The following is a 25,399-nucleotide window of genomic DNA, read 5'->3' on the forward strand; positions in this document are numbered from 1 at the left end:
GTTTTTAGTTTTGAGGTTTAACGCCGCCGCCCATTTTACTGAAATCCCAGCTAACTGAGAACATAAAATATCGTCTGATAGTTGTGTACGTGCTTTGAGTAATGTTACCGTTAGAGGCTGAGCGATTGAAGCCCTGGTTTTGATTAAGTAAATCAAATCCTGTAATGGATGTTTTTAAATTTTGAGATTTGAAGAACTTTTTACTAACCGTTGCATTCCATAAAAACTGGGTAAAAGATTCATTAAAGGCCTGAGTTTTGCCCCTGTAAGTATACTGGCCGTCTGTAGATATTTCGAACTTGCCTGGTAATTGAACATTGCCCGAAAAATAACCCATAGCGCCCCAGCCGTTGCTGTTAAATGCCCGCTGTACAGATGCTTCTGTAGTGGTATAACTTGGCCCAAAGTATGCGTAAAAGTTATACTGCTTTTCTTTATATTTTGAGATGTTCAACGTTGGGTTATAAGTCATATTTTTTGTTTCATTTAAAACACTATTTATGTAATTATAAGAAGTGTTGCCATTCATATTAAAGCCGAGTCCGGTTTGTAAATCAATGCCTTTAATCTTTCTGCTGATGCTTGAATAAACACTGAAGTTTGACGGCGTTTTGCCAGACAAGTTTACAGCCCTGTAAGTGCTTTTACCCGCAGCATCGGTGTTAACATCGCTCACTATTGGATTTGATGTAAAACTGTAGAAGCCACTAACGTAAATGGATTGACTGCTTAGCACTTTGTAAGAATTATAACTCGCATTAAAGTTGCTTCTAAACGATGGTCTCAAATCCGGATTACCAAGCGTAATATTTAAAGGATCTGTATTTACTCTTATGGGTTGAATCTGATCTAATGATGGTTGGTTTGTACTTCCGTTATAATTAAACCTAAAAGATTTTTGCTGAGAAAAATTATACTGATACATGGCTTGTGGCATGTAATTTACAAAATTGCGGTTGTAGGTTTTATTGTTGTACAAATCTTCCTGCTTAAAGTCTACATCGCTAAATTTAGAGCCAATATTAACAACCGTTTTACCTTTTTTATAGTTAAAAGTTGCGCCTCCCTGGTTAATAACCTGATCTAACTGATAGTCATTACTAAACTGCGTATCGAAAATATCGTATCTGCCGGGTACCGATTGATTAAAAGATTGTCTGTCTGACCGGCCATTAATTAAATTAAGTCCGTAATTTAACACAAGCGTTAACGTTTTAGAAATAGGTTCTGTGTAAGCCAGATTCGATTTAAAAACATTATTGGTAATGTTGTTAACCTTATACTGATCTACATTTACCGTACTATCGGCACTTCCTGTAGTATTGAAAAAACTATTCTTAGAATTAAGGTACCCTTCCGTTTTGCTGTCGGTAACCGATTGACTTAAATTAAGTGACAATGTGCGACCTTTTTTCTTTAACCTTTTGGTTAAGAAAGCATTAATATTGAAAATCTTATCGTCGCCATCATTTGTCAACGTTCTGGCGCTGGTGTTTAGTAAACTGTTATCTCCACGGGTGCTTAATGTCGAATAATCCTGAAAAGTTGTACTGTGCTTTAAGGTTCCATCAACGTTTACCTTCAAAGTTAAGGTCGAATCAAGTTTAATTTCATACATGGCATCTAATTTCTGCCTGAACGCGTCATTGTCAAAATTTTGATTGGAGGTATTGTTGATGATGCCAGTAGAGAGGTTATTTTGGCTAATGGTATTTCTATCACCAGATACCCTTAAAGAGCCGATTTTATAATTCGTATTTAAGGTTTCCTTATCGTTATTCCATTTATTATCGAAGTGTAGGCCACCAGTTCTGGCAACCGGAATACCCTGTCCGCTGTATTGCCCGCCCCACGAATCGAAGTCGTCTCCACCGCTGGTGAAATAAATTCCCCCATCATCGCTAACGGTTGCGCCACCAGATGAGCCATATTTCTGACTATCTTCCCAACCTAAACCAACCTGGCCGTTGTTGCCTAAAATGCCGTAGGCAGAGAATTTCTTTTTACCCGCAAACTTATTAAACATAACCTGGCCCTGATAAAAATCGTCGGTACCTACGCCGGCCAGAACCTTACCGAAATAACCATTTTTAGCATTTTCTTTCAGCTTTATGTTCAGGGTTTTGGTTTTTTCTCCGTCATCTACTCCGGTAAAAGTCGCCTGGTCGCTCTTTTTGTCATAAAGTTGAACCTTATCTACCATATCTGCCCTGATATTCTTCGTAACAAGGGTTGGGTCATCGCCAAAAAACTCTTCGCCATCAACCAAAACCTTCACATTTTTTTGGCCTTGGGCTGTAATTTTTCCGTCTTTATCAACCTCTATCCCCGGAAACTGCTTAATCAAATCTTCTACCTTTGAGTTCGGTTCTATATTATAGGCCTGCGGATCGAATTCGGTTGTATCGCCTTTAATTTTTATTGCAGAGCGGTTACCTTTAATTAACACATCTGCTAAAATTTGGGCCTTTCCTGTGAGGTTGATTTTTCCATAATCGATGTCTTTTTTAGATGAATCGAGCGTAAAGTGATCAACGAAATCAGCGTATTTCGGATAAGACACTAACAAGATGTATTTCCCGTTTCGGATATTGCCCAGCTCGAATGAGCCATTTTCCAACGCCCTTGTAAACTTTACCATGGTAGAGTCTTTTGCGTTTAGCAGGGAAACAGAGGTATTCCCTAAAATTGTTGTTGAGGCCGTATCGATAACGCGACCTTTAATTGTGTGTAAACTTTGTGCTTCAGCAGATAAAATATAAAAAACCAGAAAGCACATCGAGAGTAATAATCGTTTCATAGATGTTAGTTTATCTGACTAAGATAAAACTAATATTTTAGTTTAAACACGCATTAACAAAATTTAACAGATTTGTTATGTTGGTTTAACATCTACATAATCCCTTTGCTAATTAACCAGGCAGACAGGTGCTGTTTGGTATAGATATTACGGGCGTTCGTCTATAATTTCTGGTTAATGGTATAATACAGCGGTATTGGCTGAAACGTTTTGTAAATGTTGTCGTCTTATATTCAAAACAACCTAATTAGCAGGGTTAAAGAAAAAAGATTCACAACATAAAAATATTAAAATCATGAAAAATTCTATCAAAAACTTATTCGTTGCCGCTTTAACAATAGTTGCTTTAAGCAGCGCAACAACATCAGCATCAGCTACAGAAAATAATGTAAGCTATACCGCTTTGACACAAGTAAAAAACATCACAAAAATTGCAGTGAGTGGAAACGTAAAATTGATTCTCATTCAGGATGAGAAAGAAAGTATCGAAGTTTTCGATAAATATTATGAGCACAATGCATTGGTACAGCAACAAGGTACAGAGTTACGCATCAGTTCTTTCAGCAAAGATGTTTTAACTATAATTGCGCATGTTAACAATATTTCATCCATAGAAGCCTCGAACACATCGTCAGTTGCGACCGCTGGAAAATTCAATTTATTAGACCTTAAAGTCGTTTTAAGAGATAGCGCATCGGCAAGTATTAATGCAAATACAGTTAATTTAATCACAACAATTAACGATGGAACAAATTTGAATTTAGAAGGAACGACAGAAAACCATGTTGCGGTTTTGGGTAACGAAGCTAAGTTGAAAATGGATGAGTTTGCTTCAGAAAATGCGAACATAAGCATTGCAAGAACAGCAGATTATGCCCGTAACTTATCTCGCTACGAAGATTTAAAAATCGACTTATTAGAAAAACTTTTCTAATAATCTACATACATAGTTTAGTTTTAGTTAATGATGACGGTGAAGGAGCGATTCCTTCACCGTTTTTTGCATGGTAAACAATTCGTTATTAGTTCAAGAATAATTACAGGTGCACCTACAAATCGAACTTTATACCTTGAGCCAGTGGCAATGTATGCGAATAGTTGATGGTGTTGGTTTGTCTGCGCATATAAGCTCTCCAGGCATCAGAACCACTTTCTCTGCCACCACCCGTTTCCTTTTCACCACCAAAAGCGCCACCAATTTCTGCACCAGACGTGCCAATGTTAACGTTTGCTATGCCGCAATCAGAACCCTGATTTGATAAAAACTGTTCTGCCTCACGCAGATTTAGTGTCATAATTGCGGAAGATAGTCCTTGAGGAACGCCGTTTTGTAAAGCGATTGCTTCATCAAGGGTTTTATATTTTATCAAGTATAAAATCGGTGCAAATGTTTCATGCTGAACGATTTTGAAATTATTTTCTACTTCGGCAATACACGGTTTAACATAGCAACCACTTTCATAATTTTCACCTTGTAAAACACCGCCCTCAACAACAAAATTTCCACCTTCGGCTTTACACTTTTCAATCGAACTAAGGTAAGCAGCAACTGCGTCTTTGTCTATCAAAGGACCAACATGATTATTCTGATCCAGCGGGTCGCCGATTCTCAACTGCCCGTAAGCTTTAATCAGTTTAGCCTGAAAAGAATCATATACACTTTCGTGAATAATTAATCTGCGGGTAGAAGTACATCGCTGTCCGGCGGTACCAACGGCGCCAAAAACTGCGCCTATTAAGCTCATGTCTAAATCTGCATGTTCTGAGATTATGATTGCATTGTTGCCTCCCAATTCCAGTAAGCTTTTGCCTAACCGTGCACCAACAGCTGCACCAACAGCTTTGCCCATTCTCGTAGATCCTGTTGCAGATATTAGCGGTATCCGGCTATCATTAGTCATTAGTTCGCCAATAGTGCTGTTTCCGATTATCAGGTTAGATACACCCTCAGGGATATCATTTGTTGCTAAAACTCCGGCTATAATTTTTTGACAGGCGATTCCGGTTAAAGGCGTTTTTTCTGATGGTTTCCAGATGCACACATTTCCGCAAACCAATGCCAATGCTGCATTCCAACTCCAAACGGCAACGGGAAAATTGAAAGCCGATATAATGCCAACAATTCCGAGCGGGTGCCATTGTTCGTACATGCGGTGACTTGGGCGCTCGCTGTGCATGGTTAGCCCGTACAGTTGCCGGGATAAGCCAACAGCGAAATCACAGATGTCGATCATCTCCTGTACTTCACCAAAACCTTCCTGCAGACTCTTACCCATTTCATACGAAACCAATGTGCCCAATGCTTCCTTATCACTACGCAGCGCATCGCCCAGCTGCCTAACAATTTCGCCTCTCTTCGGTGATGGTACCGTTCTCCAGAAAATAAAAGCGTCATGTGCTTTTTCAACAACAGAATTATAATCGGCCGCAGTTGTAACTTTCACCGTTGCTATCTTGCTTCCATCAACTGGAGAAAAGCTATCGATAACCTCGCCATTTGCAGTGCCACCCCATTCACTTCCGGTGCTAAAAGCCGGGTTAATACGGTCAATTCCTAATGTATTTAATATCGATTGAATATCTGTTTTCATACTCTATTTACACGTTAAATTTTCATCTACTTTAATTTCAAAGCTATGATTTACATTGGTCTTTTCTTCTGGTATCGATAATATAAACGATTTGCCAACCTTTATCGCCCTTAACAAGCTGAAAAGAATTCACGCCGCAGTGACTAAATTTTTCATCGACATAAAATTTGTAATCCGTCCATACGCTCGCCAGCGGTCCATCTATCAATATCTTTGTAAAAACAATCCTTTCATCATATTTCTGGCTGTGCGGCGTACCAATAAACTTTAGAAATTCGCTAACGGGCTCCGCTTTCACTAAGTTTTTACCTTCTTTACTAACAATGGTTTGCAAAATACTTTTTGTTGCAAATGCCGAAGCAGCTAATGTGCTGTCGCCATTTTTCATCCCCAGAAAAAGATTATTTACAGCCTGTTTAACAGCATCTTCATCCCTGTTTTGCGCCATAACTGTTTTACTAAAAAATGCACATACCAGCGCCAAAATGACTACTTTTTTCATGACTCATGTATTACGGTTGTTAATATAAATTTATGTTATTTTTGTAGAAGAAGGGAAAAGGAACTGCGCCGAAGCGTAATATTTTTGATTATTCACACATAGATACTTAATCGATAGCGTTTATTTTCAACGATTTACATCGAAATAAACAATCAATGTTAATAATTATTTTTTAACCACATTGGTAAATATTGTAAACTTATAATGTGTTTTTCTGCTAAATGGCACGGTTCTTTAATAGTATAACGATATGGAAGAAGAATTCTTTTTTGAATCCAATGAAGATGCTCAACGCTCAGTAGAACGTTACGAAGAAATGATCCGGAATAAGGACCAGTATTTTTTCGATGCAGGCGCTTTTGAATACATTGTTGATTTTTACATCGAAAAAAATGACCCGGTAAAAGCCTTACAGGTAGTTGATTATGCAGTTAGTCAACACCCTTATGCCACCGTTTTTTTAATTAAACAAGCGCATTTATTTATTTTAACAAATAACAATGAGCTTGCATTTTTAGCGCTGCAAAAGGCCGAACTTTTAGAACCATCAGAGCCTGATATTTACCTGCTTCGTGGCAACATTTATCAAAATACCGAACGGTTTAGTGAAGCTTTGGAGAATTATGAGAAAGCCCTGGGCCTGGCAGAGAGTACCGATGAAATTCTTTTGCAGATAGCATACGTTTACCAAAGCATGTCTGACTACGAAAGTGCCATTACTTATATAAAAATGAGTTTGGAGCAAAACATGGAAAACCAGGACGGGCTATACGAACTGGCTTTTTGTTATGATGTTTTAGATAAGCAGGAAGAAAGCATCAAATTTTATCAACAATACATTGATACCGATCCATATTCTTACGCTGCATGGTACAACTTAGGCAACAGTTTCCATAAGCTTAATTTATTTGAAAAAGCAATTGATGCTTATGATTACGCCATCTTAATTAAGGAAGATTTTAGCTCTGCCTATTTTAACAAAGGTAATGCCCTGGTTCAGTTAGATAAATATGACGAGGCGATAGAGGTTTATAAACAGACTTTTGAGTACGAACAGCCTAATGCCGATACTTATTGTGCAATTGGCGAGTGCTACGAAAAGTTAGAAAAAATGGATGAGGCCCGTTCTTATTACAAAAAATCGGTAAAGATGGATCCGAAAATGGCCGATGCCTGGTTCGGAATTGGTGTTACCTTAAACCATGAAGAACGTTACTTCGAATCGTTACATTTTTATAAAAAGGCAATCGATTTAGAAGGAGAGAATCCTGATTTTTGGTTTGCAATGGCCGATGCGCATTATAAGCTCAATCAAATAGAAGAATCTATAATTGCTTATGAGAAAGTTTTGGAGTATAACCCGCTTGATATAGAAGCCTGGCTGGATTTTAGCACTGTTCTTTACGAGCAAGGAAAACTTTTGGAGGCATCGGAAACGATGGCCGAAGCAATAAAAAATAATCCGGAAGCTGCAGAGCTTTATTACAGAATGGTTGCTTATTTATTTGCCCTTGGCAGCTACGCAGATGCCCTTGGGTATTTGGAAACGGCTTTAACAACCGACCCTGATAAACATTATATCTTGTTTGAATACCTTCCACAATTGCAGGATAACAGCGCCATTATTAATGTCATAAACCGATATATCAGGTAAAAGCCTTGTGAGAAAAATTTAACAAATAAATCTCAAATTTTTTTTCACTTTTGTACCCATATGAATTACCCATTATTAAACGTTCCCGAACGTCCGGCTAAACCACGCCAAAAAGGCTATACAATGGTTATGGATAAGGGATTAAGCCTTCGCCAGGTGGAAGATTTTATTGAAGTTGCCGGCGTATACACAGACATCGTAAAATTAGGTTGGGCAACATCACATGTTACACCAAACCTTAAAGAAAAATTAGCTTTATATAAAAGTGCGGGCATTCCAACATATTTTGGCGGAACATTGTTCGAAGCATTCATTATCCGCAATCAGTTTGACGATTACCAGCGTGTTTTAGACCAATATGGAATGGAGTATGCAGAAGTATCTGATGGCTCCATTGAAATTGAACACGATTTAAAATGCGAGTTTATCAGTAAACTTTCGAAGCAGGTAACCGTAATTTCGGAGGTTGGAAGTAAAGATGCAGCTAAAATTTTTGCCCCATACAAATGGATTAAATTAATGAAAGCTGAAATGGAAGCTGGCTCGTGGAAGGTTATTGCCGAAGCTCGAGAGGGTGGAAATGTTGGAATTTACCGAGGCAGCGGAGAAGTTAGAGAAGGCTTGGTTGATGAAATTTTAACGCAAATTCCCGAAGAAAGTATTATCTGGGAAGCGCCACAAAAAGAACAGCAGGTTTGGTTTATTAAATTAATCGGCACAAATGTTAACCTGGGTAACATTGCCCCCGCAGAAGTTATTCCTTTGGAAACAATTCGTTTAGGATTACGTGGAGACACATTTGATCATTTCCTGAACTTAGCAAAATAATCAAAAACTCGTTATCGCGAAGCACAAAGCAATCTCTAAATCTCTTTGAAAAGATTTCCTTGTGCCTCGTTTTATCGTAAAACAGCAAAATGAAAACTTACGGCTTAATTGGTTATCCGCTTTCTCACTCCTTTTCCAAAAAATATTTTACCGAAAAGTTTATAAGCGAAGGCATTAAAGACCATCAATATGAGCTTTTCCCCATCGAAAATATTAAGTCGCTGCCCGATTTATTAGTGGCAACTCCATCGCTTTGCGGACTAAATGTAACCATTCCGCATAAAGTAAACGTTCTGTGCTATTTAAATGAAATTGAAGAAGCGGCAGAAAAGATTGGCGCCGTAAACTGCATATCAATTAAAAATTTCGATGGCGAAACCTATTTGAAAGGATATAATACGGATGCTTATGGGTTTGAGGCTTCTTTGAAACCTTTGCTTAAATCGCAACACACTAAAGCGCTGGTTTTTGGTGATGGTGGTGCCGCGAAAGCTGTGAAATATGTTTTGGAAAAGTTGGGTATAGAATATTTGGTTGTGGTACGTAAACCAACGCCAAAAGCCATTTTATACAGCGAAATTTCGAGCGAAATATTAAAGCGCCACAAGCTACTGATTAATACAACGCCACTTGGAATGTTGCCGAATGTGAATACGCACCCAGAAATAGATTATTCCATTTTAAATGATGAATATCTGGCGTATGATTTGGTTTATAACCCATTGGAAACAGCTTTCTTAACCAAGGCGAAATTGCAGGGCGCTGATGTTAAAAATGGCTTGGAAATGCTTTACAAACAAGCTGAAAAGGCATGGTGTATCTGGAATAATATCGGCTAATTGCCGTAAAAGTTTCACCGGCGTTTAACTATAAAACTAACAAAGAAGCGAAATGAAAATGAAGTATCTGTTTTTTCTACCTGTGCTGCTTCTCTTGTGTGTAGCTGCTTGCCAAAATAACGATTATAGTCCGAAACCACGAGGGTATTTCCGCATTGTTTACCCTGAAAAGAAATACCGGGAATTTAGCTCTTCAGCGCCATTTAGTTTCCAATATCCGGTTTATGCTAAAATGGAAGCCGATAAGAGTAAAAACGCTGAAGAAAACTGGTATAATCTGCACTTTACTCAGTTTAACGGATATTTGCATTTAACTTATTACGATGTTGCCGATAAAGCGGCCTACGATGAAATGGTTGAAGACGCCAGAAAACTTGCATTTAAGCATACTATAAAAGCAAGTGCTATCGACCAGAAATTAATTAACTATCCTGATAGGAAAGTTTATGGCATATATTATGCTATTGAAGGTAATACGGCCTCATCCGTTCAGTTTTTTTTAACCGACAGCACGAAGCATTACTTTAGAGGAGCACTTTACTTTAACGAGCGGCCACAATACGATTCGATTGAGCCTGTTCTAAAATTCATCAAAAAAGATATTGACAGGATGATATCGACTTTTAAATGGAAAAAATAATATCTTGAATTTAACTACAAATGATTAGCATAAAAAAATTTACGTTCAACGCTTATAGCGAAAACACTTACATTTTATCCGATGAAACAAAAGAATGTGTAATCATAGATCCGGGTATGTATGAGGGAGCAGAACAGAACGAAATTGTAGCTTTTGTTAAGGAAAATGAACTTAAACCGGTTTTACTTTTAAATACCCACTGTCACCTCGACCATGTTTTTGGGAATAAATTTGTTTTCGATACCTGGGGTTTAAAACCTCAGTTTCATCAGGGGGAATTACAGGTACTTCAGGCTGTGCCAGGTTATGCGCCTCAAATGGGCTTGACACATTACGAGCTTTCTCCGGAGCCGGAAACCTTTTTGCCCGAAACAGGCACCATTCAATTTGGGAACAGCGAGCTGGAACTAATTTTTGCGCCAGGCCATTCTCCGGCTCATTTATGTTTTTATAGCAAGGCAGATGGTATTTTAATTGGCGGCGACGTGCTGTTTTATGGAAGTATTGGCCGTACAGATTTGCCGGGGGGCAATCATCAACAGTTAATTGAGAACATTAAAACCAAACTTTTCCCATTGCCCGATGGCGTAAAGGTTTATCCCGGACATGGCCCTGCAACTACAATCGGCTTTGAACGAGAACATAATCCCTTCTTTTAATGTTAATATAAGGTGGGTAACAAGCTGAGGCATTTTTAACTTAGTTGCGCTATTAAATCATCGGTTTTCCATCTCATATTTTCCCTTATCTTTAACCCGTGAACACACCTCTGTATATTGCCAAAAGGTATTTATTTGCTAAGAAATCTACAAATGCCATTAACCTTATTTCGGGCATTTCTATGGTTGGCGTTATGGTTGGCAGTGCAGCCTTAATTATTATCCTTTCTATATTCAACGGCCTCGAGGTTACCATCCTAAACATGTTTAATACCATGACGCCGGAATTAGCAATTCTTCCTGCAAAAGGAAAAACCTTTAATCCTGACACCAGGTATTTTAACGACTTAAAAAACAATACTAAGGTTTACTCTTACACTGAGGTGCTGCAAGAAAATGCCTTGTTAAAGTACAACAATAAGCAAGCGGTTGGCATGGTTAAGGGCGTAAGCTACGATTATTTGAAAAACCCTAAGCTAGATAGTACCATTAGAGAGGGCCGCTTCGTTTTAAACAACAAAAGTGGTTATAGTGCAGTAATAGGATCTGCACTACAAAGTTATTTAACAGTAAACACCGTCGATCCGTTTACAGAACTTGAGATATTCTCACCAAAGAAGAACATTGCTGTAAACAATATAAATCCGGCTGACGATTTTGTGAATAAAAGCATAAGAGTGAGCGGGGTTTTTGAAGTGCAGCAAGAGTTTGATAATGGAATTGTTGTTCCTTTAGATTTTGCCAGAGAACTTTTGGGCGAAGAAAAAAATGTTTCCTCCATCGAAATTAATTTACAACCAAACGTAAATGTTGATGATTTTAAGAAAGAACTTGAGGAACATGCTGGCCCGGGTTACTCGATTAAAAACAGGATGGAACAAAACAAATCGATATACCACCTTCTTAACACCGAAAAGTGGGCGGTTTACATCATTTTAACTTTTATCCTGATAATCGCTATATTTAATATCATTGGTTCTTTAACAATGCTCGTTATTGATAAGGTGAAAGACATTGCCATTTTAAGCAGTTTGGGCGCTAGCAAAAAGTTAATTAAACGCATATTTTTGTTGGAAGGGATGATGATTACGATGTCTGGCTGTGTCCTTGGACTCATAATCGGCCTTATTTTTTACTTCTTACAACATAATTATGGCCTAATTAAAATGGGTGAAGAAAATAAAACGGTTATAAGTTCCTATCCAATAGGGCTAAAGTGGAAAGATTTCATATTAGTTTTTGTAACCGTCGGGATTTTCTCATTTTTGGCATCTGCTTTGTCATCTAAATTTAGCGTAAAGAAGATAGATCAAATTAATCAAGCACTATAAAAATGAATTTATTTAAACAAGCAACAGTATTTGTTATGCTTTTCGGCGTGGCCCTTACCGCTTGTAACAGGTCGGAGAAACAAGTAGAGGCGAGTAAAATTAAAACGGTGAAGGGATTGTATAGCTTTGGTCCGGAAATGAAATCATTTACGCTTTGCGAAGACGGCCGCGAATACTGGGTTACCGATAGTGTTAAAAATCTTGAACTTTCTTATAGCAACTTAAATTTTGAAAAGCCATACGAGCCCGTTTATGTAGAACTGGAAGGTTATTTCGCGAAATCAGACACCGCTACCGTCGCCGCCGATTTTGATTCGACTTTAGTGGTTACCAAAGTGGTAAAAATTAGTAAGGAGATACCCGATGGACCTTGCGCACAGTAGCTGCGAACATTAACTTTCGTTTAGGTCATCTCATACAAATAAAAAGCATTTCTTTTCAGGAAAAGCCGTTTTGTAGAATGCTTTCTACCAGTAAATGGTGTAAAGTGCAACAATAAGACCGATAATCAAGAGTGCTCCAATTGCAAACCCAGTGGTTGTTTTGAACATCTTTGTATCAATCTCCAAGCCATTTGGAACAACGCCCTTCTTATTCTCTACGATACTAATAATGTACATACCAATTGCGCAGCAGGCAAATACGATAAGCATTCTATCCATAAAAGGTATTTCAAAAACACCTTTACCATTATCTACCGACCAGCCAAACTGATGAAGGCCGGATAAGTCTGTCCATTTGGGCAGGAATTTTAAAATTACAGAGAAGATAAATCCACCTATCGTGGCAAAAAGCGCTGCGTTGGAAGTGGTCTTTTTCCAGAAAAAGCCAAAAATAAACATGGCAAAAATACCCGGAGAAACAAAGCCTGTATATTCCTGAATGTATTGAAAACCTTGCTTGCCTTCACCCATTAAACCTTCGCCAAAGCCGAATGACAGAATTACAGCCAAAAACATTGAAACAATTACGGCGATTTTACCAACGTTAACAAGATTGGTTTCAGAAGCTCCGGTATTAAAGGCTTTTTTATAAATATCGAGCGTAAAAATGGTGGCAATACTATTTGCTTTACCCGCTAAAGACGCGACAATCGCCGCTGTTAATGCCGCGAAAGATAGTCCCTTTAACCCGGCAGGAAGTAAAGTTAACAAGGCCGGGTAAGCCTTATTGGGGTCGGAAACTCCTGTTGAAGTTAACAATTGCGACGCATTTATACCACCAACGTTATTCTTTATGATGTAATAAACGGCAATTCCGGGAACAACAACAATTACCGGCATTAACATTTTCAAGAATGCGGCAAAGAGCAAACCACCCCTTGCAGTCGGTAGTGATGCACCTAAAGCTCTTTGAGTAATGTATTGGTTACAACCCCAGTAGCTTAGATTTGCAATCCACATACCGCCAATCAGCACGCTTAAGCCCGGCAAATCGATATAGTTGGGATTATCTTTTTTAAAGATTAAGTGAAAATGTTCAGAAGCACCTTCTTTCAGCATTGTAAATCCGGCACCAATTCCCTTTCCATCAGAAATTAAGTTTAATGCAATGTAGGTTGCCACCAATCCGCCAAGTACAAGGAAGAACACCTGGATTACATCAGTATAACCAATCACTTTCATGCCTCCAAGTGTAATTATAATAGCGAAAATTGCAAGTGCCCAAATGCAAATGGAGATGTCGAAACCCGAAATCCCACTAATGGCAAGCGCACCAAGATATAGGATCGACATTAAATTTACCACAATATAAAGCATCAACCAGAATACGGCCATAATCATAGCTACGGTAGAATTGTAGCGTTGATGCAGGAACTGAGGCATTGTAAAAATTTTGTTCTTTAAATAAACGGGCATAAAAAACACTGCTACAACAATCAGCGTAGCGGCAGCCATCCATTCGTAAGCGGATATTGCAAGGCCCAGTTTAAAGCCCGAACCGCTCATGCCAATCATCTGCTCTGCAGAGATGTTTGATGCAATCAGCGATGCACCAATTGCCCACCAGGTTAATGAACCTTCGGCTAAAAAATAGTCTTTAGAACCACCCTCTGCAGATTTTTTCCTTTTATAAATGTACAAGCCGTAGGCTGAAACAATAACAAAGTAGACAAGAAAAACAATGTAATCTTTCGAATCGAGCAGGGAATTTTTCATTAAATTAAAATATAATTCGGTTTTGTATTTTAAATGTAGTAATTCAAAAAATAAAATCTGTGTTAAATTAAAATTTTATCAAGCCGCCTAATCACATGCAAGATCATTAATTTAGGCGAAAATTAAAGTTATGGAAGAAATAACGTGGAACGATTTTGAAAAAGTAGAACTACGGGCCGGAACAATTCTGGAGGCTTTTGATTTTCCTGAAGCACGTAAACCTGCGTACAAACTCAAGGTAGATTTTGGTGAATTTGGAATCAAAACGAGTAGTGCCCAGATAACTAAACTTTACAAAAAAGAGGAGTTGCCAGGCAAACAGATTATCGGTGTGGTTAATTTCCCAAAAAAACAAATTGGAAAATTTATGTCGGAGTTTTTGGTTACAGGTTTTGCCGATGAAAATGGCGATATCGTTTTAACAACGCTCAATGGGAAAGTTCCTAACGGAAGTAAAATGATATAAGGTATATTTGAACATGAGTTTTTATAATTTCGAGGGTAACGATCTGGAAGCAGAAGATGTTCATTACATGAAGCTGGCGTTGGCAGAAGCGCAGAAAGCCCTGGCAGAAGATGAAATTCCAATCGGAGCCATTGTAGTTGCCAAAAACCGTGTAATTGGCCGTGGATACAATTTAACCGAACGTTTTAATGATGTTACTGCCCATGCAGAAATGCAGGCTTTTACGTCGGCAAGCCAAACCATCGGCGGAAAGTATTTAACCGATTGTACATTATACGTAACCATAGAGCCTTGCGTAATGTGTGCAGGCGCTAGCTACTGGACGCAGATAAGCAGGATAGTTTACGGCGCCCGTGAAGAAAAACGCGGATTTTTATCTAAAGGAACAAATTTGCTACATCCAAAAACTGTGCTAAAAGGTGGCGTATTGGCAGAAGAGTGCGCCATGTTAATGAAAAGTTTCTTTGCCAAAAGGAGATAAGTAATCGCTACAAAACCAATTGATGATAATAACGTGAACAAAACTTAACCTTCGAATGTTATATTTGCTTCAAGAAACATTTTTTAAACTTTAAACATATAAATATTATGGCTTTTGAATTACCTGCGTTACACTACGCAACCGATGCATTAGAACCGCATATTGATAAAATGACCATGGAAATCCACCATGACAAACATCACCAAGCTTATGTTACTAACCTTAATAAAGCGTTAGAAGGTAAGCCTGAAGCGAACTCAAGTATCGAGGATATCGTAAAAAATATTTCTAAATACCCTGCTGCAGTTAGAAATAACGGTGGCGGACATTATAATCACTCTTTATTCTGGAACATTTTAGGTCCGAATAAAGGTGGCGAACCAACCGGCGATTTAGCAAAAGCAATAAAAGATACTTTTGGATCTTTTGCTGATTTAAAAACTAAAATGCAGGAAGCTGGCGCTACACGTTTCGGTTCTGGCTGGGCTTGGTTATCAGTTGGTGCTGATAAAAAACTTCAGGTTTCTTCTACGCCTAACCAAGATAATCCTTTGATGGATGTTGCCGAAGTAAAAGGTACGCCAATTTTGGGTATTGATGTTTGGGAACATGCCTATTATTTAAAATATCAGAACAAACGTCCGGATTACTTAGCGGCTATCTGGAATGTTGTTAATTGGGATGCTGTTGCAGAACTTTATAAAAAAGCGTTGTAACCAGCATTATCTAAATAGATTTTGAAAAGCCTGCAAACACAATTTGCAGGCTTTCTTATTAATTAATACCTTCGCATATAATATTTTACCAAAATGAAAAACGTTATAGTTTTATTTTTAATGGTTGTTGGCTTTGCTATGTTATCTATGGCGCAACAGAAAGCGCCAACGCCAACTGAGATTGCGAAGAAAAATGTGGAAGATTTGGATAAAAAGCTAAAACTTAACGACACCCAAAAAAGTATAATCTACAGCCTCACCTATAATCAGGCTAAAGAACAATCAGATTTAGTTAAGAGACAACAGGCCGGCCATACCAAAGAAGACGATGTTGACAAGTATTACAAAATGCAAAATGAAACTTCAAAAAGCATTCGAAATGTTTTAAAAGGCGAACAGCAAGCGAAATACGATAAAATAATTGAAGACCGTTTGAGTGGTAAAGCCAACAAGAAAAAGAAAAAAGGCGAAGAAGAAGAGGTTGAAGGTGATATAAACGGCCTTTTACTTAAACCAGAAAAAGTAAATTAACATCCATTAACATTACAATGCCTGAAATCTTAGTCGGGTCTCTTGTACTTTGCCTGCTGCTTTCTCCTCAGCTTCTGGCCGGTTTCCTGGCAAAGAGAACCGGTAGAAACTTTTGGTTCTGGTTTTTCATATCCTTTATTATACCGATAATCTCGTTAATAATTTTAATTTTTCTGGATGATAAAAACCCCCATACTAAAGGTTACAAACTGGCCGATCATGTTTCCAATAAAAAAGATTTTAACAGTATTGATTTATTAGAACGGCGTTAAATTCCAACAATATCCTTTTTCTTTTTCTGCTTCATTGCTTTAGGGATAATCTCTAAAATTTCATCTTTCAACGCGTTCAACATGCGCTTTTTTATGAAATTTTTATGCGTTACCAAACTGATTTCTCTTACAGGTTCCGGCGACTTGAAATGTCTTATTTTATTAATTTGTTTGGTGTTTAACTCCGCAATGGCAAGCTCGGGAAGTAAGGTAGCACCACCATTTAAGTCGACCATTCTCACAAGGGTTTCAACGCTTCCCGTATTATATTCTAAGCCTTGCAAACGATTATTTTTTGTAGAGCGGCAAATATTTAAGACCTGATTTCGCATACAATGACCTTCATTTAACAACCAGATATTCTCATCGTTTAAATCCTCAGCATCAACCGCTTTCTTTTTATAAAGTTTACTGTTTTTGCTAATGTAACTCACAAAATTTTCATAGTAAAGCGGCATTTCTACAATGTTTACATCCGTTAAAGGTGTTGCTAAAATACCACAATCCAAAACGCCGGTTTTTAAGTGATGGATAATGTCTTCAGTTGTATATTCCCAGATCATCAATTTTAATTCCGGATATTTTTCTAACATTGATGATATAACTTCAGGTAGCAGATATGGTGCAACCGTAGGAATAACACCGATTCGAAGCTCTCCCAAAACATCCTGTTGCTGACTGCTGATTAGTTCTTTTATCTTACCACTTTCCTGCAAAATAATTCTTGCCTGAGCAACAATCTGGGATCCAATCTCCGTCGGACTTACAGGTTGCTTACTTCTGTCGAATATTTTTACGCTCAGCAACTCCTCAAGCTTTTGCACCTGCATACTTAATGTAGGTTGTGTAACAAAACACTTATCAGCAGCAGTTACAAAACTCCTGTAAGTATCAACGGCAACAATGTATTCGAGCTGAACTAAAGTCATATAGCTAAAATTGATTTATAATATCAAATATATAAATTATAACTATAAGTATTTTCCGAGGCTTCGATTATTTCTTAAACTAGATTAAGTTTTCTGAGAAAACCAATGCCGATTTTTACAACTTAATTTAAACAAAATAAAAATGGAAAGTAGAATAGACATTCAGAAAACAGAGCCGGCAGCCTATCAGGCTATGTATGCTTTAGAAAAATATTTAGCATCAAGTGCTTTAACGCCCACCCACAAAGAATTGATTAAGCTGCGGGCGTCGCAAATAAATGGCTGCGCATTTTGCATCAACATGCACAGTACCGATGCAAGAAAGTTAGGGGAAACGGAACAAAGGATTTATCTGCTTAATGCCTGGAGAGAAACAAATTTATTTACAGAAGAAGAACAGGCAATTTTAGCACTAACCGAAGAGGTAACTTTGATTACCAGTCATGTTTCTGATAAAACCTATAACAAAGCAGCAAGCCTTTTCGACGAGCATTATTTAGCCCAAATTATTATCGCAATTGCAACCATTAATGCATGGAACAGGATTGCGATAACTTCCAGAACGATGGTTGGCTAAAAAGGAAATTTTGTCTGGCCTAGCCGCCAGATAAAATTATTTCCTGATGTTAATTCTTTTGAGCTCATTAAAGACTAACCGCGCTACTTCGGCTGCACCTGCTGGCTGAAAGTGCGTATTGTCCTTCTGGCCTTTTGGATAAGCCTCATATCGACCAGAATCCAGGTTCATAAAATATTTCGCTGATACAAAATCCTTCCCTTTGCTGGTAAAATATTCTGCCGATCGGATGGTTAAGTCGACCAGCGGCACCTTTAGCTCCGCAGCAACGTCTCTAACCGCCTGCGGATAATCACCGTGAGCGTTGCCCAATTTGCCATCTTTCCAGGGGTAATTTCTGCTAACAGGCGTAATCAAAACTGGAACGGCTTTCTTTTTCCTGGTTTCGTTTACATACATCCTTAAAAAATCTTTATACGCTTCAACTGGTGTATATCTTTCAGGTTTATCTTTTGCAGCATCGTTGTGCCCGAATTGAATTAAAACCAAATCGTTTTTTTCCAAAGACTGAAAAACATCTTTCCACCTACCTTCTTCAAAAAAGCTTCTTGTGCTTCTGCCGCCTACCGCCTTATCAACAACTATAGCGCTGTCGCTTTTAATTAAATGGTTGACTTTCTTTAGGCTGTCCCTAACTAAGAATCGTTGAAAAACCTGCCCCCACCCAGTTATAGGGTACTTTTTTTGTTTATAATTACTTTCAAGACTATAATCTGCAACTGTAGAGTCGCCAATTAAAAAAACCTTAACTGGCGCTGGTTTTATTGTAAAAGAAAAAGAAAAGGCAACTAAAGATAACGAGGCAAAAAGCAGTCTGTTTTTCATATCTATTTAAGTTTATCAACACGAAACCAGTCAAATTCAGCTACACCAGAATCATTAGTTTGGGAAGCTCTTATTGCATACAACCCAATTTTTGCGCCAATCCACTGGCCCGCAACCGCCTTAAATTCATCAGAAACCGACGTAAATGCTAGCCCGTCTTCGCTATAGCTAAACTGGCATTTTGCGCCAGGCTTTACTTCAACCCTTAAATAAATGGTTGAAAATTTAAGCTTGGCGATTTCTTTCTCGTTTTCGATATTTCCTTTATCTGCATCATTGCAATTACCGTAAACCAGATGGATGCCGTCTTTTTTATTTTTTAGCTTGAGCGTGGCATAATTTCTTCCGATAATTACCAGCCCGGTCTGCTCGTTATCGAGCTTAGGATTTGGTTTAAATTCAAGCTTTGTGGTTACCATAAATGCTTCAGCCGGAAACTTTTGCAGTAATAAATTAGGTACATCCCAAAGATTTTTAGCTTCATCAGGAATTTTTGCGGTATACAATTTAAGCACACCTTCTGCAGCATCGTTAAAGGCCCAGGTAGCCTGAGGATTTGCCTGCCATTGCCACTGTAAACCTAATTTTTGCGAGTTAAATTCATCACTCTCTGCCGGCGTCTCCGGCAGATAAACTGTGCCCACATTTGGCTTTTTGAAAATTGAAACTGGCTCACCCTTACCATCAGAATCTTTATCGAATCCAATAACCGGCCAGTCTTTAATCCATTTCATAGGCTGCAGATGAACTACTCGTCCATAAGCATCCTTATCCTGAAAATGAAGGAACCAATCTTCGCCAGTTTGGGTATTTACCCAGGCACCCTGGTGCGGACCATTTATGCCAGAGGAACCCTGGTCCATAACTACTTTGCGCTCGTACGGCCCATAAATATTTTCACTTCTCAGCACAACTTGCCAGCCAGTAGAAACACCACCAGCCGGTGCAAAAAGATAGTAATAAGCATTTCTTTTATAAAACTTTGGCCCTTCTATGGTTGGGTCTAACTCATGTCCGTCGTATACAATTGTTCCGGCAGCTGTTGCTTTATCTCCACCGGCGTTTAACGGCAATACAGCGAGTACACTTTTTATACCCGCACGGCTGCCTGCATAGGCGTACGCGAGGTAAACTTTTCCATCTTCATCCCAAAGCGGGCAAGGATCTATAAGGCCTTTGCCGGCAACCACCAATTGAGGTGCAGACCAGCTACTGTTTATATTTTTTGTTTTAACAAGGTAGATTCCGAAATCCGGGTCGGGGTAATAAATGTAGAATTCGCCATTTCGGTAACGTATTGCTGGTGCCCAAACACCGTTTCCGTGCTGTGTTTTTTCAAAATGTTCAAAGGGTGGCTGGCGCAACATCGCATGACCTATAATTTTCCAGTTTACCAAATCTTTCGAGTGAAGAATTGGCAAACCCGGAACCGCATCGAAACTCGAAGAAACCATATAAAAGTCATCACCAACACGAATAGCATCAGGATCCGAATAATCGGCATGTAGCACAGGATTTTTATAGCTGCCGTTTCCTAAATCAGACACCCAAACTTTAGAAACGTAATTTGTTTTTCCGAGTTGTGCAAAAGAAGTTAAATAGGTTAATAAAAGAAAAGGTATGCTTAACAACAGTTTCATACAATGATTTTTGAAAACCGATTGGTTATATTTGGTTTAACAAGATTAAGTGATTTTTGATTTTAATCCAATCTTTATTGTGCAATCGTTCCCGTTATCGTTTGCGATGTTTATTTTAGGCGAACCTGCTCTGCAAATGAGTTTAATGAGTAAAATTGTCCATCATATATTAATTATCTGCGGCCGCGTTTAAGGTTTACCGCAAACGTGGCCGATTTAATTTTATCTATCTATCATATGAAAAATCTCGTCTTTCTTATGCTTTTATCGTTTTCGCTTTGCGGAAATGCAACCGAGGTTAAACCCGATTTCGTTGTCGCGGTTGACGGCTCAGGAAACTTCAGGACAGTGCAGGAAGCGATAAACGCTGTACCCGATTTCAGGAACAAAACCACCATAATCTTCATTAAAAAAGGTAAGTATAAAGAGAAACTTGTTTTAGCTGCATCTAAAAAAAACGTAAAATTTATCGGCGAAAGTCTGCTAGAAACCATTTTAACCTATGATGATTATAACCAGAAGAAAAACATTTTCGGAGAAGAAAAAGGAACGTCTGGCTCATCAAGTTTCTATATTTATGGCGAAGGATTCAGTGCAGAAAACATCACGTTCGAAAACTCGTCGGGCCCTGTGGGGCAAGCTGTAGCCGTTTGGGCCGGCGGGGATAAGCTAATTTTCAACAACTGCAGATTCATCGGCTTTCAGGATACGCTTTACACCTATGGCGCAAATAACCGGCAATACTATTACAATTGCTACATCGAAGGCACGGTTGATTTCATCTTCGGCGCCTCTACCGCGTGGTTTGAAAAATGTACCGTTTTTTGCAAAAAAGCGGGCTACATTACTGCCGCCTCCACAGCAGACACAACGAAATTCGGATACGTTTTTAACAATTGCAAAATAACCGGCGACGCCGCCGAAAGCAGCTTTTATTTGGGTAGACCTTGGCGGCCTTTCGCAAAAGTTGTTTATTTAAATTGCGAGTTACCGGCGCTCATAAACCCTTTGGGATGGAATAACTGGGGTAAGGAAACGAACGAACAGACGGCCTATTACGCAGAATATAAAAATACAGGCAAAGGCGCAAATGCTAACCAAAGGGTTCCCTGGTCGCATCAGTTAACAGAAAGCGAATATAAAGCCTACACTTTGGAAAACGTTTTCCAAGGGTGGGTTCCGCAAGTAAAATAAAAAGTTAAATATTTGATAGTAAAATACTTAACAGCTTTAAGCTTGAAATACCTGCAATTTTCTTTGGCAACGATTGCATAGATTTCTCTTCTGTTTTCAGGTTAAAGACCGTACACTTGTTTTAATAATAACCAAGTATAATTTAACGAAGCAAAACATGAATCTTTTTAAAGAAAAAATCTATTTTGTATTTTCAGTTTTAGTTGGCTTAAATTTAATGGCTACGCCTGTTGTTTTTGCCCAGAAACAAGCAATCCCGGTTATTCAGCAAGTTAAATTTAAAAAAGATACAACCAGCATTACTGCATTCGGAGCCAAAGGCGACGGCTTAACGTTAAATACGACAAACATTAATAAGGCAATCGCTACGGTAAGCCAAAAAGGGGGCGGCGTTGTTTTAATTCCTTCAGGTTTATGGTTAACGGGCCCAATCGAATTAAAAAGTAATGTAAACCTGCACTTAAAACGCGATGCAATTCTCCAATTTACTGATGATTTTAATCAATATAAATTGGTTGAAGGCAATTGGGAAGGCCAGCCAGCCTGGCGTAATCAAAGCCCTATATCAGGAACAAATCTAGTTAATATCGCAATTACGGGCACCGGCATAATTGATGGTAATGGCGGCGCATGGCGCATGGTTAAAAAAGATAAACTAACAGAAACACAGTGGCAGAAATTAGTTGCTTCTGGCGGTTCGGTTAGCGAGGATGGGAAGCTCTGGTACCCATCTCAAAAAACTGTTAAAGGTTCTAAAACAAAAAATGCAGGTGTAATTGTTCCCGGTAAAACCGCTGCAGATTATGAAGATATTAAAGATTTTCTACGTCCCAACCTGCTCGTACTAACAAGTTGCAAAAGAATTCTTCTGGAAGGTGTTACTTTTCAAAATTCGCCCGCTTGGAACCTGCACCCATTAATGTGCGAAGATTTAACACTGAGAAACCTTCAGGTAAAAAATCCCTGGTTCGCCCAAAATGGCGACGGAGTTGATGTTGAATCCTGCAGGAATGTGCTAATTGAAGGCAGTACTTTTGATGTTGGCGATGATGGCATTTGCATCAAGTCGGGCAGAGATGAATCTGGTAGAAAGCGTGGAATGCCGACTGAAAACGTGATCATAAGAAATAACGTAGTTTACCATGCACACGGGGGCTTTGTAATTGGCAGCGAAATGAGTGGTGGCGCAAAAAATATCTGGGTTTACGATTGCTCTTTCATTGGAACGGATATCGGCCTACGTTTTAAAACAACCCGCGGCCGGGGTGGCGTAGTAGAAAATATTTATGTAAACAATATAAATATGATTGATATTCCTGGTGAAGCAATCTTGTTCGACATGTATTATGCGGCGCAAGATCCGGTTCCTTTGGCAGGTGAGAAACGCGAAGCCATTAAAACGGTAATGGTTCCTGTTACCGAAGCAACGCCACAATTTAAAAATTTCTACATAAAAGATGTGGTAGCAAACGGCGCTGAAAAAGCAATTTTTGTAAGAGGGCTCCCGGAAATGAACATCAAAAACATTCATTTGGAAAACGTAACCATCAAGGCTAAAAAGGGAATTGAAATTATTGAAGCATCTGATATTTTCCTTAAAAATGTTAATGTTATTACCGAAAATACTAATCCAATTGTTCGGATACAGAACGGCGCAAATATTAATATTAACGGGCTTCAATATAAAAATGGCACTGAACTTTTATTTAACATCACCGGAGAAAAAACGAAGGGTGTAAAAGTTAGCGGCACCGATGTTTCAAAGGCCAAAAAAACATCAGCTTTTGGCGAAGAAGCAAATAAGACAGCATTAGAAATTTCTAAATAAAATGAAAAAATTAAGCTTAAATAATTTACTTATCATCGCGGTTTTAGCGTTATTAGCAAATAGCACTTTTGCGCAAAAAAAATTATCAGAGCAGCTTACTTTAACTGCCATGGAAACCTTGTTTCAGGATACCACGGTACTAAAAGATGCTAAAGGGCCAAAATGGAGCTACGATATGGGAGTGGTTCTGGAAGGCGCAGCACAGGTATGGCGCAACACCGGTAATGGTGATTACTTTAAGTACATTCAAAGCTCGATGGATGCCTATGTTGATAAGGCGGGAGCGATAAGAACGTACAAGGCTGAAGATTTTAATATCGACAATGTTAAGAACGGACGTTCTTTATTATTGCTCTATAAAGTTACCGGACAACAGAAATATTTAACAGCGGCAACAACATTATACAATCAGCTTCAAAACCAGCCACGAACAAAAGAAGGCGGCTTCTGGCATAAGAAAATCTATCCAAACCAGATGTGGCTGGATGGCTTGTACATGGCCGAACCCTTTTATGCGGAATATGCTGCACTCATGAAAAAAGACGCTTCATTTGTTGACATTGCAAACCAGTTTATCCTGATGGAAAAAAATTCGCGAGATGCGAAAACAGGTTTACTTTATCACGGATATGATGAAAGCAGACTGGAAAAGTGGGCTGATAAAACAAGCGGAAAATCTCCTAATTTTTGGGGCAGGGCAATGGGTTGGTATATAATGGCTTTAGTTGATGTGCTCGACAATTTTCCAAAGACACACCCAAAATATAAAGAATTGGTTGCCATTTTAAACCGTACCGCTACCGCGGCGTTAAAGTATCAGGATGCAAAATCCGGTGTTTGGTACGACATTTTAGACATGCCCGCCAGAAAAGGCAACTACCTTGAATCCTCTGCATCGAGCATGTTTGTTTATGGCTTTGCCAAAGGAGTTCGCAAAGGCTATTTGCCACAGTCCTTCTCCACCGCAGCGAATAAGGGTTATGCGGGTTTGAAAAAAGAGTTTATAGAATCTGCAGGCGCTGATAGGGTAAACCTAACGAAAACAGTATCAGTTTCGGGCCTGGGCGGTAAACCGAAATATCGCGATGGTAGTTTTGAGTATTACATAAGCGAAAAAGTGATTACTAACGACCCAAAAGGTGTTGGAGCATTTATCTGTGCTGCGAGCGAAATGGAAATCGCCGCACTACCTAAACCCGGCAAAGGTTACACCGTAACGGTAGATAATTTTTTCAATAACGAATACATGACCGGGCCAACAGGCGAGAAAATTCCATTTCACTACCTGTGGAACGAGGACGATAACAACGGATTTTCACTTTTTGGTAAGGTATTTAATGATGCCGGTGTTAAAACTACAACCCTTGCATCTGCACCAACAACTGCGAATTTAAAGGGAACAAACATTTATATTATTGTTGATCCGGATACTGAAAAGGAGACTGCAAAACCGAACTATATGGATGCTGCCCATGCAAAGCAAATTAGCGAATGGGTAAAAGCCGGGGGCGTTTTAGTGCTTTTGCTGAATGATGTTGGCAACTGTGAAATCGCAAAATTTAATGTGCTGCCTGAAACTTTTGGGATTCATTTTAACGAAGATAGCCGCAATAAAGTTCAGGGCTCAAACTTCGAACAGGGCGCTGTTAATATTCCTTCGGGCAATGGAATTTTTAAAACGGCCAGGAAAGTATACATCAAAGAGATTTCCACAATCGTAGCCAAAACGCCGGCAGTTTCTGCGCTGACAGATAAAGGCGATGTCATTATCGCGACGGCAAAATACGGAAAAGGAACTGTTTTCGCAGTAGGCGACCCTTGGTTTTACAACGAGTACATCGATGGCAGAAAATTACCAAAAGACCTCGAAAACTTTAAAGCTACCAACGATTTGGTGAACTGGTTAGTTAAACAAGTACCGGCAACAAAGAAATAGA

General features: G+C 38.8%; 24 protein-coding genes. 17 read left to right on the forward strand and 7 right to left on the reverse strand.

All coding sequences use genetic code 11. From position 1 onward, the window contains the following. Positions 1–4 precede the first annotated feature (4 nt). Entirely contained in the window at positions 5–2,800 is a 2,796-nt protein-coding gene (locus ASG14_RS19155; RefSeq protein ID WP_056872689.1) for an outer membrane beta-barrel family protein, read from the reverse strand. A gap of 295 nt (positions 2,801–3,095) precedes the next feature. On the opposite strand from ASG14_RS19155, the gene ASG14_RS19160 reads away from it, so the two are divergent. After that, the gene (locus ASG14_RS19160) at positions 3,096–3,734 is read left to right on the forward strand and encodes a GIN domain-containing protein (RefSeq protein WP_056872690.1); all 639 of its coding nucleotides are present in this window, start codon (positions 3,096–3,098) and stop codon (positions 3,732–3,734) included. A gap of 115 nt (positions 3,735–3,849) precedes the next feature. On the opposite strand, the gene ASG14_RS19165 is transcribed toward ASG14_RS19160, so the two are convergent. Together ASG14_RS19165 and ASG14_RS19170 are read right to left on the reverse strand one after the other, a co-directional pair. Next, positions 3,850–5,391 (reverse strand): aldehyde dehydrogenase family protein, encoded by a 1,542-nt coding sequence (locus ASG14_RS19165; protein ID WP_056872691.1) that lies wholly within the window; start codon positions 5,389–5,391, stop codon positions 3,850–3,852. A 43-nt stretch (positions 5,392–5,434) separates the two neighbouring features. Continuing rightward, positions 5,435–5,893: a nuclear transport factor 2 family protein gene (locus ASG14_RS19170; RefSeq protein ID WP_056872692.1), complete on the reverse strand. Its 459-nt coding sequence runs from the start codon at positions 5,891–5,893 to the stop codon at positions 5,435–5,437. Positions 5,894–6,143: 250 nt separating this feature from the next. On the opposite strand from ASG14_RS19170, the gene ASG14_RS19175 reads away from it, so the two are divergent. From ASG14_RS19175 to ASG14_RS19205, 7 genes are all read left to right on the forward strand, one after another. Further along, the gene (locus ASG14_RS19175) at positions 6,144–7,547 is read left to right on the forward strand and encodes a tetratricopeptide repeat protein (RefSeq protein ID WP_056872693.1); all 1,404 of its coding nucleotides are present in this window, start codon (positions 6,144–6,146) and stop codon (positions 7,545–7,547) included. A 60-nt stretch (positions 7,548–7,607) separates the two neighbouring features. Beyond that, a complete protein-coding gene (locus ASG14_RS19180) occupies positions 7,608–8,375 on the forward strand; it encodes a phosphosulfolactate synthase (RefSeq protein WP_056872694.1) in 768 nt (255 codons plus the stop codon). 89 nt (positions 8,376–8,464) lie between these two features. After that, entirely contained in the window at positions 8,465–9,214 is a 750-nt protein-coding gene (locus tag ASG14_RS19185) for a shikimate dehydrogenase (RefSeq protein ID WP_056872695.1), read from the forward strand. A gap of 52 nt (positions 9,215–9,266) precedes the next feature. Next, positions 9,267–9,854: a gliding motility lipoprotein GldD gene (gldD, locus tag ASG14_RS19190; protein ID WP_056872696.1), complete on the forward strand. Its 588-nt coding sequence runs from the start codon at positions 9,267–9,269 to the stop codon at positions 9,852–9,854. Between the two features lie 20 nt (positions 9,855–9,874). Continuing rightward, complete coding sequence (locus ASG14_RS19195; RefSeq protein WP_056872697.1) at positions 9,875–10,513, forward strand: MBL fold metallo-hydrolase; 639 nt, start codon at positions 9,875–9,877, stop codon at positions 10,511–10,513. 98 nt (positions 10,514–10,611) lie between these two features. Then, a complete protein-coding gene (locus ASG14_RS19200; protein ID WP_056872698.1) occupies positions 10,612–11,844 on the forward strand; it encodes an ABC transporter permease in 1,233 nt (410 codons plus the stop codon). Positions 11,845–11,846: 2 nt separating this feature from the next. Beyond that, positions 11,847–12,227: a hypothetical protein gene (locus tag ASG14_RS19205; protein ID WP_056872699.1), complete on the forward strand. Its 381-nt coding sequence runs from the start codon at positions 11,847–11,849 to the stop codon at positions 12,225–12,227. An 84-nt stretch (positions 12,228–12,311) separates the two neighbouring features. Here ASG14_RS19205 and ASG14_RS19210 read toward each other — a convergent pair whose 3' ends face one another. After that, on the reverse strand, positions 12,312–14,003 hold the full coding sequence (locus ASG14_RS19210) for a sodium/sugar symporter (RefSeq protein WP_056872700.1): 1,692 nt from the start codon (positions 14,001–14,003) through the stop codon (positions 12,312–12,314). A gap of 130 nt (positions 14,004–14,133) precedes the next feature. On the opposite strand from ASG14_RS19210, the gene ASG14_RS19215 reads away from it, so the two are divergent. From ASG14_RS19215 to ASG14_RS19235, 5 genes are all read left to right on the forward strand, one after another. Continuing rightward, entirely contained in the window at positions 14,134–14,469 is a 336-nt protein-coding gene (locus tag ASG14_RS19215; protein ID WP_056872701.1) for a tRNA-binding protein, read from the forward strand. Positions 14,470–14,482: 13 nt separating this feature from the next. Beyond that, on the forward strand, positions 14,483–14,950 hold the full coding sequence (locus ASG14_RS19220) for a nucleoside deaminase (protein ID WP_056872702.1): 468 nt from the start codon (positions 14,483–14,485) through the stop codon (positions 14,948–14,950). 107 nt (positions 14,951–15,057) lie between these two features. After that, positions 15,058–15,666 carry a superoxide dismutase gene (locus tag ASG14_RS19225; protein WP_056872703.1) on the forward strand — a complete coding sequence of 203 codons (609 nt, stop codon included), beginning with the start codon at positions 15,058–15,060 and terminating at the stop codon, positions 15,664–15,666. Positions 15,667–15,759: 93 nt separating this feature from the next. Continuing rightward, positions 15,760–16,197, forward strand: a complete 438-nt coding sequence (locus ASG14_RS19230; RefSeq protein ID WP_056872704.1) for a hypothetical protein — start codon at positions 15,760–15,762, stop codon at positions 16,195–16,197. A 17-nt stretch (positions 16,198–16,214) separates the two neighbouring features. Beyond that, positions 16,215–16,469 carry a hypothetical protein gene (locus tag ASG14_RS19235; protein ID WP_056872705.1) on the forward strand — a complete coding sequence of 85 codons (255 nt, stop codon included), beginning with the start codon at positions 16,215–16,217 and terminating at the stop codon, positions 16,467–16,469. On the opposite strand, the gene ASG14_RS19240 is transcribed toward ASG14_RS19235, so the two are convergent. Continuing rightward, a complete protein-coding gene (locus ASG14_RS19240; protein WP_056872706.1) occupies positions 16,466–17,398 on the reverse strand; it encodes a hydrogen peroxide-inducible genes activator in 933 nt (310 codons plus the stop codon). The two genes, ASG14_RS19235 and ASG14_RS19240, sit on opposite strands and share 4 nt — an antisense overlap. A gap of 142 nt (positions 17,399–17,540) precedes the next feature. Here ASG14_RS19240 and ASG14_RS19245 point away from each other — a divergent pair, with 142 nt between their 5' ends. Further along, positions 17,541–17,975: a carboxymuconolactone decarboxylase family protein gene (locus ASG14_RS19245; protein WP_056872707.1), complete on the forward strand. Its 435-nt coding sequence runs from the start codon at positions 17,541–17,543 to the stop codon at positions 17,973–17,975. A gap of 36 nt (positions 17,976–18,011) precedes the next feature. On the opposite strand, the gene ASG14_RS19250 is transcribed toward ASG14_RS19245, so the two are convergent. After that, positions 18,012–18,800, reverse strand: a complete 789-nt coding sequence (locus ASG14_RS19250; RefSeq protein ID WP_056872708.1) for a rhamnogalacturonan acetylesterase — start codon at positions 18,798–18,800, stop codon at positions 18,012–18,014. A gap of 2 nt (positions 18,801–18,802) precedes the next feature. Continuing rightward, on the reverse strand, positions 18,803–20,440 hold the full coding sequence (locus ASG14_RS19255; protein WP_056872709.1) for a glycoside hydrolase 43 family protein: 1,638 nt from the start codon (positions 20,438–20,440) through the stop codon (positions 18,803–18,805). Between the two features lie 237 nt (positions 20,441–20,677). Between ASG14_RS19255 and ASG14_RS19260 the strand changes: the two genes are divergently transcribed. The 3 genes from ASG14_RS19260 (at position 20,678) to ASG14_RS19270 (ending at position 25,398) form a co-directional block, all read left to right on the forward strand. Continuing rightward, positions 20,678–21,634 carry a pectinesterase family protein gene (locus ASG14_RS19260; protein WP_056872710.1) on the forward strand — a complete coding sequence of 319 codons (957 nt, stop codon included), beginning with the start codon at positions 20,678–20,680 and terminating at the stop codon, positions 21,632–21,634. A 217-nt stretch (positions 21,635–21,851) separates the two neighbouring features. Then, positions 21,852–23,462: a glycoside hydrolase family 28 protein gene (locus tag ASG14_RS19265; protein ID WP_056872749.1), complete on the forward strand. Its 1,611-nt coding sequence runs from the start codon at positions 21,852–21,854 to the stop codon at positions 23,460–23,462. A gap of 1 nt (position 23,463) precedes the next feature. Beyond that, positions 23,464–25,398 carry a DUF4350 domain-containing protein gene (locus tag ASG14_RS19270; RefSeq protein WP_056872711.1) on the forward strand — a complete coding sequence of 645 codons (1,935 nt, stop codon included), beginning with the start codon at positions 23,464–23,466 and terminating at the stop codon, positions 25,396–25,398. The last annotated feature ends 1 nt before the right edge of the window (position 25,399 follow it).

The organism is Pedobacter sp. Leaf194 (assembly GCF_001423945.1).
In the GTDB taxonomy this organism is placed as follows: Bacteria; Bacteroidota; Bacteroidia; order Sphingobacteriales; family Sphingobacteriaceae; genus Pedobacter.